At 43.2% G+C, this 1388-nt stretch carries 2 pseudogenes; one reads left to right on the top strand and one right to left on the bottom strand.

The features are described 5' to 3' along the window. Positions 1 to 28 precede the first annotated feature (28 nt). Positions 29 to 757: pseudogene (locus tag A142_RS25635) on the bottom strand (transposase); the annotation flags it as partial. Between the two features lie 484 nt (positions 758 to 1241). On the opposite strand from A142_RS25635, the pseudogene A142_RS25695 reads away from it, so the two are divergent. After that, positions 1242 to 1388, top strand: a pseudogene (locus tag A142_RS25695) (IS91 family transposase); the annotation flags it as partial.

Raw genomic sequence — 1388 nt, 5'->3', positions numbered from 1 at the left:
TTTGTTCTTATGCAAGCTAAGGCGCGCCTATTTTACGAATCACCTCACGACCGACCTTAGCAACAACATGGAATAAGTCGTAAACGATTTTTGCGTTCGGGTAGTGCGCTTGAACTTCAAGGTCAAAAGCCGTATTCATGTCCATCGCGACCGCTTCGATACTGTTGCCATGCTTACCTAACAGCTCGAAAAATGGTCGTATGTCCTTGCGGCTAAGGCCTAACCCTATCCAAATGACTTGGTGAGTCTTAGCGTTAGCGATGACAGTGGTATACCGATGCCCTTTAAAGATGGCGAACTCGTCCATGACGAGTTGCCTTAGTTCCTCCCATTTCACTGAAGGTACCACTTGTTTAAGTCGGCGTTTATCTATCTCTTTAATGGTGTGCCAATGAACGCTCGTTAACTGGAATATATGCTTAATGGGAAAAAGAGGCAGTAGTTGTTCTATATAGCTTTTTAGACGCGTCGTTATACGAGCATAAAGCTCTAACCCAGATAAAGCCTCTGTTTTTATGTCGCATTCACGGCACTTAATCCTTCGAGTTTGAACGGAAAGTTCAACAGGAATACCGAGTAACATGGCTTCTTTTACATGACGCCATTGATACTCATGGATAGCCTCGGCCTCAAGACCACAAAGGCATTTAGCCTCAGAGTTAGGTTTAAGGGTCAGGGTAATAAGTGATACTGTCTGGTGAGACTTTACTATTTGAAAGCCTTCCCAGAATGGGGATAGGAAAGTATGATTCGGTATGAAAACGGTAGTTTGTGTATGACTTTTTGTTTGGCGACTAAACCATCTCACTTACTACCGTTTTTGTTTTTAGTTCCCGCTAATCCGCGATGAACCTAAAAAAAGCCCACTGTCAGACTGGATGAGAGTGGGAAAAGTATGCGTGTGTGATCATATGCAGCTACGCGATTATTAACAAGTAACGATTTCGGGACAATTATTAGCTAGCTCAAAAGCTCTAATCATTTCGTTGCTATCATGTAGCGATCATACGTCGGACGAATTAAAGCCCAACCATGGTGAATATCTAAGTGGCACAAATGGCAATTAACTTATGCAATCTATCAATTTAATAGTTCCAATCCTTGCTGCGCACTCGACCCGTTTGATAGTAGTTCGAAACCAGATCAATAAAGTCTAAACCGGCGAAGGTGTCGCCTGAGCGGATTACAGCCGAAAACAAAGAGACTAGGGTGCTTTACATGGATCGTTTATCCTATAGGTCATGCACCCGAATAAGCTCATCAAACAACTCTTCAATGCCAACGATACTTGGCTGAACTACCTCAATAAACATCAGGGAACTCTCCGTACTGTTGTCATTGAAAACGTCACTAAGATACTCGCTTGCAGTACCGCCGCTTTTGGCTCT

The organism is Vibrio splendidus 12E03, from assembly GCF_000272105.2.
GTDB classification, from domain to species: domain Bacteria; phylum Pseudomonadota; class Gammaproteobacteria; order Enterobacterales; family Vibrionaceae; genus Vibrio; species Vibrio splendidus_I.
The sequence above is the reverse complement of the archived record's forward strand: the minus strand, read 5'-3'. Positions and strand labels throughout refer to the sequence as shown.